The organism is Marisediminitalea sp., assembly GCF_984433645.1.
In genome coordinates this window covers 1-9,204 of the sequence record NZ_CFIDRX010000170.1, presented here as the reverse complement: position 1 = coordinate 9,204, position 9,204 = coordinate 1, and the positions used below count along the sequence as shown (strand labels likewise).

Annotated in this window: 7 protein-coding genes; 6 read left to right on the top strand and 1 reads right to left on the bottom strand. The window is 51.0% G+C overall.

Annotation, left to right across the window (positions count from 1 at the left end; genetic code table 11):
* The 6 genes from AC4MRN_RS16990 to AC4MRN_RS16965 form a co-directional block, all read left to right on the top strand.
* Positions 1-524, top strand: a 524-nt coding sequence (locus tag AC4MRN_RS16990) for an electron transfer flavoprotein subunit beta/FixA family protein (protein ID WP_491203947.1), incomplete at its 5' end; no start/stop codon positions are given.
* The gene (locus AC4MRN_RS16985; protein WP_491203946.1) at positions 525-1,451 is read left to right on the top strand and encodes an electron transfer flavoprotein subunit alpha/FixB family protein; all 927 of its coding nucleotides are present in this window, start codon (positions 525-527) and stop codon (positions 1,449-1,451) included.
* 130 nt (positions 1,452-1,581) lie between these two features.
* Complete coding sequence (locus AC4MRN_RS16980; RefSeq protein ID WP_491203945.1) at positions 1,582-3,246, top strand: electron transfer flavoprotein-ubiquinone oxidoreductase; 1,665 nt, start codon at positions 1,582-1,584, stop codon at positions 3,244-3,246.
* 4 nt (positions 3,247-3,250) lie between these two features.
* Positions 3,251-4,789 (top strand): 3-hydroxyacyl-CoA dehydrogenase, encoded by a 1,539-nt coding sequence (locus AC4MRN_RS16975; protein WP_491203944.1) that lies wholly within the window; start codon positions 3,251-3,253, stop codon positions 4,787-4,789.
* 2 nt (positions 4,790-4,791) lie between these two features.
* Positions 4,792-6,000 (top strand): 3-oxoadipyl-CoA thiolase, encoded by a 1,209-nt coding sequence (locus AC4MRN_RS16970; protein ID WP_491203943.1) that lies wholly within the window; start codon positions 4,792-4,794, stop codon positions 5,998-6,000.
* Between the two features lie 213 nt (positions 6,001-6,213).
* Positions 6,214-7,008 (top strand): IclR family transcriptional regulator, encoded by a 795-nt coding sequence (locus AC4MRN_RS16965; RefSeq protein WP_073323500.1) that lies wholly within the window; start codon positions 6,214-6,216, stop codon positions 7,006-7,008.
* 261 nt (positions 7,009-7,269) lie between these two features.
* On the opposite strand, the gene AC4MRN_RS16960 is transcribed toward AC4MRN_RS16965, so the two are convergent.
* Positions 7,270-9,159 (bottom strand): hypothetical protein, encoded by a 1,890-nt coding sequence (locus AC4MRN_RS16960; protein WP_491203942.1) that lies wholly within the window; start codon positions 9,157-9,159, stop codon positions 7,270-7,272.
* Between the last annotated feature and the right edge of the window lie 45 nt (positions 9,160-9,204).

Below are 9,204 nucleotides of genomic sequence, written 5' to 3'. Positions count from 1 at the left end.
TGGCCCTGGGTGCTGACCGCGCTATTCTGGTTGAGACTACCGCCAACACCGAATCGCTGAATGTGGCAAAACTGCTGGCCAAAGTGGTTGAGCAAGAACAGCCTTCACTGGTGATCATGGGTAAACAGGCCATCGACTCCGACAACAACCAAACCGGTCAGATGCTCGCCGCCTTGTGCGATATGCCACAGGCAACCTTTGCATCAGAAGTATCCATCGCCGACAACAGCGTAACAGTAACCCGCGAAATCGACGGCGGTTTGCAAACCCTGTCGCTGAAACTTCCCGCGATTGTTACCACCGACCTGCGTTTGAACGAGCCGCGCTACGCGTCGCTACCCAACATTATGAAAGCCAAGCGCAAACCACTTGCCACCGTCACGCCAGACGATCTGGGCGTAACTCTGTCAGCGCACACGCAACTGCTGGGCGTTAACCCGCCACCTCAGCGCAGCGCCGGTGTAAAAGTGAAATCTGTTGCCGAGCTGGTCGACAAACTTAAAAACGAAGCCAAGGTGATCTAAATGGCCATTTTAGTGATTGCAGAACACGATAATCAGCAGTTAAAACCTGCTACCTTGAATACCGTTAATGCGGCAAGTCAGTTAAATCAGCCCATCTCCATTCTGGTCATTGGCAGCGACTGTCAGGCCGTGGCCGAACAAGCCAGTGCCGTGAGTGGCGTGGATACCATACTGGTTGCAGATAACGCCGTTTACCAACATCAACTGGCCGAAAACACCGCCAAGCTGATTGCCGAATTGGCAAGTGACTTTGACTATGTGATTGCCGCTGGCACGACGACTGGCAAGAACACCCTGCCCCGCGTAGCGGCACTGCTGGATGTCGCTCAGATATCTGACATTGTGGCCGTGAAAAGCGCCGATACGTTTGTGCGTCCTATTTATGCGGGTAATGCACTGGCCACCATTCAGTCTCTAGACAGCAAAAAAGTAATCACCGTGCGTACCAGTGCTTTTGATGCAGCGGGTACCGACGGCAGCGCCACCATTACCCCCTGCGGCCTGGTACATGCCAACGCGCAAAGCGAATTTGTGTCGGAAGAACTGGCCGTGTCTGAGCGCCCTGAACTGACCGCCGCTGGCGTGATCATTTCGGGTGGTCGCGGTATGGGCAACGGCGAGAACTTCAGCCTACTGGAAAAAGTCGCCGACAAGCTTGGTGCGGCAGTAGGCGCATCACGCGCCGCGGTAGACGCGGGCTTTGTGCCGAACGACATGCAGGTAGGTCAAACCGGCAAGATCGTCGCCCCGGATCTGTACATTGCCGTGGGTATCTCAGGTGCCATTCAGCATCAGGCCGGTATGAAAGACTCCAAAGTCATCGTGGCCATTAACAAAGACGAAGAAGCGCCTATCTTCCAGATTGCCGACTACGGTCTGGTAGCAGACCTGTTTGAGGTACTGCCTGAACTGGAAAGTTTGCTGTAACCAAGCGTGACCTCAACATTGGCTGCCAGCTTCGCACTCGCTGCGCAGCCAGTGTTTTCACACTGCAAACTAAGGTATCCAGCCGCTATTGCCTGGCGGAATAACACAATTTAAGAAAGGAGGATTTGCTGTGGAACGAGAATCGATGGAGTTTGACGTAGTGATCGTCGGTGCCGGACCTGCGGGTTTATCGGCAGCCTATCATCTGAAAAAACTGGCGAACGACAAGCAACAGGACATCAGTGTTTGCGTGTTGGAAAAAGGCTCTGAAGTAGGCGCCCATATTCTGTCGGGAGCCATATTAGAAACCACAGCCCTGGACGAACTGATCCCCGACTGGCAGGAAAAAGGCGCACCACTTACCACGCCCGTTACCGAAGACGAACTGTACCTGCTTAAAGATCAGCAACGCGCCACCAAAGTACCCGGCTGGGCCATACCCGCCCCTATGCACAACGACGGCAACTACATTGTGAGCCTGGGCAACGTGTGCCGCTGGCTGGCCACCCAGGCCGAAGCCATTGGCGTAGAAATCTTCCCCGGCTTTGCAGCCGCGGAAATCGCCTACGACGACAACGGTCGGGTAAAAGGCGTATATACCGGCGACATGGGCATTGGCAAAGACGGCGAACAGAAAGACAGCTACATGCCCGGCATGGCGCTGTATGGTAAATACACCCTGTTTGCCGAAGGCTGTCGCGGCCACCTGGGCAAACAGCTTATCAGTCAGTTCAAGCTCGATGCGAACAGCGATCCCCAGCACTATGGTATTGGCATAAAAGAACTGTGGGAAATCGACCCTGCGTTACACAAACCGGGCCTGGTAGTACACGGCTCAGGCTGGCCACTGGACAACGACACTACCGGCGGCTTTTTCCTGTACCACGCCGACAACAATCAGGTGGTGGTAGGATTAATTGTGGATCTGAACTACAGCAACCCGCATATCAGCCCCTTCGACGAATTCCAGCAAATGAAGCATCACCCGCTATTTGCTGACGTACTCTCTTCCGGCAAACGCCTGAGCTACGGCGCAAGAGCCATTGCCAAAGGCGGATTAAATGCCCTGCCCGAGATGGCGTTCCCCGGCGGCTTATTGATTGGCTGTGATGCCGGCACCCTGAACTTTGCCAAAATCAAAGGCACTCATACCGCCATGAAGTCGGGCATGATTGCCGCAGAAAACGTGCTGAACGCGCTAATTCAGGATGGGCAGGAGGGACAAGACAACCTGCCAGACACACTGACCGGCTTCACCGACGCCTTCCGCGATTCCTGGTTACACAAAGAACTGCACGCCAGTCGTAATTTCGGCCCGGCTATGCACAAGTTCGGCCCCATTATGGGCGGTGCTTACAACTGGATTGAGCAAAACCTGTTTCAAGGTCGCTTACCCTGGACCCTACACGACACTAAGCCCGACTATGCACAAATGAAACCCGCCAGCGAGTGCCCTGAAAAGCACTACCCTAAACCGGATGGCAAGCTGAGTTTCGACAAGCTCTCGTCGGTATATTTGTCGAACACCAACCACGAAGAAGATCAGCCCAGCCATTTGCGCTTACTCGACCCGGCCATTCCGGTAAAAGTAAACCTGGCCAAATACAACGAACCTGCCCAGCGCTATTGCCCGGCAGGTGTGTACGAAATTGTGGAAGCCGAGTCTGGCCCGCAGCTGCAAATCAATGCGCAAAACTGTGTGCACTGTAAAACCTGTGACATTAAAGATCCGTCGCAGAACATCTGCTGGGTACCGCCCGAAGGTACCGGCGGCCCGAACTACCCGAACATGTAGGTGAATGATGCATACTATTCAACACACAGGGGTAGTCGGCGCGGGCGCCATGGGCCGCGGCATTGCACAGGTATTACTGGCCAGCGGTAAAAACGTGGTATTGGTTGATACCCAGGCCGAGGCGCTGTCGTCGGCCCGCGACAACATTAACGCCATGCTGAGTAAGCAAGCTGCCAAAGGCCGCCTGACCGGTATTAGCGTTGAGCAGGCCATGAACAACCTGTCCCTTGCACAAACCGATGCACTGGACCAACTGGCTCACTGCGAACTGATTGTCGAGGCTATTGTAGAACGCTACGACGCTAAAATAGCCCTGTTTCAACAGTTAGAAACGTTGGTAGCCGAGCACTGTATTCTGGCGACGAACACCTCGTCATTATCAGTGACCCAGATCGCAGCCGGATGTGCTAACCCGGAACGCGTTGTGGGCTGGCACTTTTTTAACCCCGTGCCTTTAATGAAATTGGCCGAAGTAATTGGCGCACTGCAAACACGCGCCGACGTGGTAGAACAGATTGTTGCCCTCACCGACGCCATTGGCCATACGCCGGTAAGGGTAAAAGACATGCCGGGCTTTTTGGTGAATCACGTTGGCCGCGGGTACGGCGGCGAAGCGCTGCACGTGCTGGCCGAACAGGTCGCCGACATTGCGCAAATCGACCGTATTCTTACCGCTCAGTGTGGTTTTAAAATGGGCCCGTTTACCCTGTTCGATTTAACCGGACTGGATATTTCCCACAAGGTCACCGAATCGATTTACCAGCAGTTTTATCACGACCCGCGCTATCGCCCCAGCCCACTGGCAGAACAACGTGTGCAGGCAGGTTTGCTGGGCAGAAAAACCGGCAAAGGGTTTTACACCTACACCGACGGTAAGCAACAGCTTCCTGAACTACCAGCCACGCCTTCGCTCGCTGACACCAAAGCCATGCCGGCGTGGATAGCAGGCAGCGGAAGTAACGAACACAAACAAGTGCTGCAATTGCTCAGCAACACCAAAGTGGTGATTGAGCAAGGTGAACAGCCGTCTGATAACGCACTGATCATTATCAGCCCCTGGGGCACTGATGCTTCCGGCTATGCTTATGAACATGGCCTGGACGCTAGCCGCACCATCGCGGTGGATCCTCTGTTCCCCAACACCGACATTCGCGTGCTCATGCGCACACAAGCCACCCGCAGCGATGTAGCACAATTCGCCCACGCCCTGTTCGCTAGCACCGGCAAACAGGTAGAAGTGATTAACGACAGCTACGGCTTTGTGAGTCAGCGGGTTTTGGCCTGCATCATCAATATTGCCTGCGACATGGTGCACAAAGACATTGCCAGCGCCGCAGATATCGACCGCGCCATGCAACTGGGCCTGGGTTATCCGCAAGGTGCTTTTGCCTGGGCCAGCCAAATTGGCCTGGCCAACGTGTTAACCCTGCTACAACGGTTATTCACCCAAAGCGGTGACCCGCGTTACCGCCCCAGCATGTGGCTGCAGCGCGAAGTTCAAACTAACGCGCAAACTGGCAAGCCACTCATTCAAGGAGCCTGATCATGAAACACGCCTATATTTACGATGGGATCCGTACCGCTTTTGGTCGTCATGGCGGGGTGTTGGCCCACACCCGCCCTGATGACCTGTTATCTTTGTGCCTGAAGGGCTTACTGGCGCGTAACGATGTACCGGGCGACGCCATTGAAGATGTGATCATTGGCTGTACTAACCAAGCCGGTGAAGACGCACGTAACGTTGCGCGTCATGCTGCGCTATTAGCTGGTATACCCGAAACCGTCGCCGCACAAACCCAAAACCGCTTATGCGGCAGCGGGCTGTCAGCCAGCATAGAAGCCGCCCGCGCCATTATGTGTAACGAAGGCGACTGGATGATTGCCGGTGGCGTTGAAAGCATGAGCCGCGCGCCGTTCGTCATGGCCAAGAACAGCCAGCCCTTTGGTCGCGATGTCGTGGTATTCGACAGCACCATTGGCGCACGCTTCCCTAACCCCAAAGTGGAAGCCGCCGTGGGCAACGACACCATGCCACAAACCGCCGACAACATTGCCAGCGATTTAGCCATTAGCCGGGAACAAAGCGACGCCTTTGCTCTGGCCTCGCAATACAAATACCAAAAGGCCAAAGCCGACGGTTTCTTTAACGATGAAATTCTGCCGGTAACCGTGCCTGGCGCAAAGCGCAAAACCACCGTTGACGTAGCCGAAGACGAACACCCAAGAGCCGATGCCGAAGCCAGTAAGCTGGCCTCACTCAACCCCTTGTTCGCCAATGGCGTAGTAACCGCCGGTAACGCATCGGGTATTAACGACGGTGCAGCAGCGTTGTTGCTGGGCAGCAAGGAAGCCGGAAATGCCATCGGCATGCATCCACGTGCTCGGGTAGTGGCCTGTGCAGTAGCCGGGGTAGCGCCAAGGGTAATGGGCTTAGGCCCGGTTGCCGCTATTCGCAAAGCCCTGCACCGCGCCAACTTAACATTGAACGACATGGACGTAATCGAAATTAACGAAGCCTTTGCCGTTCAGGTACTGGGCTGCTTAAAAGAACTGAACGTAGCGTTCGACGACAGCCGGGTTAACCCCAATGGCGGCGCCATTGCCGTAGGGCACCCGCTGGGCGCATCGGGCGTGCGGCTGGCGTTAACCGCCCTGCGTCAGTTAGAACGACAACAAGGCCGGTACGCAGTAGTCAGCTTGTGTATTGGTGTGGGTCAGGGCGTTGCCATGATTCTGGAGAGGGAGTTGGCTTAGCCTATCGGGTCTGCTGTGCGTTGCCCGAATTTACTCAGGCAATGAACAGCAGCTCATGAACTTCCGGAGCATTGGTAAAGCGCGGCATCCGGTGTATACTCAGGCCCAAAGCCAGTTAATTCATAGAGTAAGCAGCAGTTAAGCTTACCGCGACCTAATACGCTTAGAGTAGTAAATAGCGGTTGGACGTTTAGGAAAAGAGTATCACTTTGTATGACAGAGTTTAGTGACCTGCCACGTAAGAAGAGCGACAGTAGCGACCGGAAGTTTATTGAATCACTTGCCCGCGGCCTGGATGTATTACGCGCATTCAGTCAACAAGGCGGTGTACTGGGCAACCAGGATCTGGCACGGATCACCGGCCTGCCCAAACCCACCATTTCCCGCATGACCTACACCCTTAGCAAACTGGGGTATTTGTCGTACTCAACCCAACTGGAAAAATACCAACTGGACGCAGGTGTGTTAGCACTGGGTTATGCCTATACCTCTAATCTGCAGGTGCGCCGCATTGCCAAGCCCATTATGGAGCGCCTGGCAGAACGCGTGAACCTGTCGGTAGGCCTTACCATTCGCGAGCGCCTGACCATGATTTACGTAGAAAACTGCCGCGGCGACGACGCCCAGGCACTGCGCATGGACGTAGGCTCAAGCTTACCCATTTCCACCTCGGCCGCTGGCCGCGCCTACTTAGCAGGCCTTCCGCAGGAAGAACGCGACGTAGTGATGAAAGAAATGGAAGCCCGCGCCGGAGACAAGTGGCCAAAGCACAAAGCGGGCATTGAAGCTGCATTGGAATGCTACGACAAGCACGGCTTCGTTACCTCATTCGGCGACTGGGACCGCGCAGTAAACAGCGTAGGCGTACCGCTAAAACTACAGGACGGCCGCATAATGGCACTCAACTGCGGTGGCCCAACCTATCTGGTATCACAAGAAATGGCCATGGAAAGCTTAGGCCCACAACTGGTGCACGTAGCCAGAGATATTATTGGGACCGGGGTTTAGGTTTTTAATTTTAAGCGTTTTACGGTTTGATTGAAGAAAGCCAGTTGCTGAGAAGTAACTGGCTTTTTTGTTTGAAGGACTTAGATGTGTGGATGAGTAGTGGCCATACCCGGGCATAATCGGGTTTAACTTTTTTGGCTGGTTTGTACGTGAAACGGACGGCCGCTCTTGCTTTTTAATGGGCAAAAACGAGCTAGGGTTGGAGTTAATTTTGAAACATAAAGCACGTTGTTCATGATCTATGGTCCACCATATAGGGCGCTAGCTTTGGCGTTTGGCGAACTTCAGGGTTTTATTTTGATCAGTGTAGTAATCACCAACACAATACTCAGTTCCTTCGATTTCAGGCGCTATTAGCGATGTAGTAAATATAATTTGATGATCTACAGTAAGAGAGTTGGAAACTTTCAGAATTTCCTTCTGGAACAGTTGGCTCCTTTCTGGTTCCATTCCTTTGTCTTCAATATTATCCATAAGCAAAAATCGAGGGTACAAATAGCTGCTGTCTGTACATGAGGCTTGCAACATCGAAAGCCTAAAGGCATTTTTTAAATAGACCATCGAGCTTGCCGAAAAAAGCACTCTTTCATCAATTGAAACTCTATCCTCAGAGAAATCGAAGTCTATTTTCGTACCCTCTCTAAATATTTCTTCGTGATCTTGGTCTGCTCGAAGAATATTCATTGTTTGTTGTGACAAGTAACGTTTTTTAGTGCGTAAAGCTTTTTCTTGAGATGCTTGTTTTCTCTCAATTTGGTCTTTCAGCCTCGTAACCTCTGTTTGTAATGCGTCTCTTTGCTGGTAAGAATCATATAGCTTAGAATACTTGTCCTTACTTTGATTCAAGTCTTCTATCTGCTTGCTCAATGAACCGATTTCTTTGAATGTACTTCTTAATCCTGAGTTAACTCTTGCTTTTGGTCGTTGAAAAGTAGCAATCTCGTTTTCAGCTACCTCTATTTCAACTTGGACCTGACTGAGCTTAGTCTCAAGCATATTTAGTTTTTTTTGCCTAGCCTCCACGAGATAAGAAGACTCTGCGATTTGAAACTCGATCTCTTTTCTGACTTTAAAAGTGGGGTCGTATTCACCGCTCTTTTGCTTTTTTTCACTTCCGCAAAGGTGACAACCCGACTCTTTTTTCTCTAACTCTGTGTAGCATGCAGGGCAATATGAAAAGGCTATATCAGATAGGGCATCAATTGTACGAGACGTATCCGATAACGCATCTAAGCGAGATTGCAAAGACTCAATAAACTTTTGCGAATCAACAATTTCAAAGTTGAGAGATGATGTTTCTGTTAGTAGCTCTAGCTTGATATTTCTTAATTCTCTGAGTTTCTCGCTAAGTAGTGCAAGGTTTTCATCAATTTCATTATCAGGACCATCGTCCTGCTCAACAATCTGCTCTTCCAATTGTTGAATCGCTAACAATTTTTCTGATATTTCGCTATCAATTTCATCTAATGTTTTAATGCTACCGCCAAAAAACTCGTGAATTGTCTTAATTTCCTTAATTCGAGCATCTAGCTGTGCTTCTAGCTTTATCAACCGTACTCGACTTTCATACAATGAAAAATCAGAAACCCCCATCAGTAATTCACCGATAGCTTGTCTTTTACTGGATGAATCAAACTGATCAAATTTAAATAGACGGTCTGGTGAAGTCATCTGGTCAACATACATCATTCTTAAAAGTTGATGCATGGTTATACTATTTTTATCTTCTGACTTAGAATAAGGTAGGCCAAGCTCTTTCAATAGTGCCTGATAAAAGCTCTCTTTTTTTTCTGTCGCGTTATATGGATAACGAAGCCAACTTTCTGTATTCGACACCGAAGCTGTTTCAAAATCACCAGCAAATATGTCCATTCCCCTGCGCGACTTTTCATCTATTTCCCTTTTGAGCGTAAAAATATCCTTGTTCAAAGCTACTTCAACAAATACGAAATCACAGGTCTTTGCTTCATTTTTCCACTTTGTAAGCTCTCCTCCTAATCCATAGAATAAAAAATCTGATATTGACGACTTACCAGAAGAGTTTTTACCTCGGATAACATTTACGCCAATATGGAATTCCTCATCATATACATGATGCCCATCCTTAGTTATAACAAGGCGACGCACCAATAATGTTGGTTTATGCAACATCGTACCGATACTCCATTAATCCGGTCCTTTTTTTAAGTCCTTTTT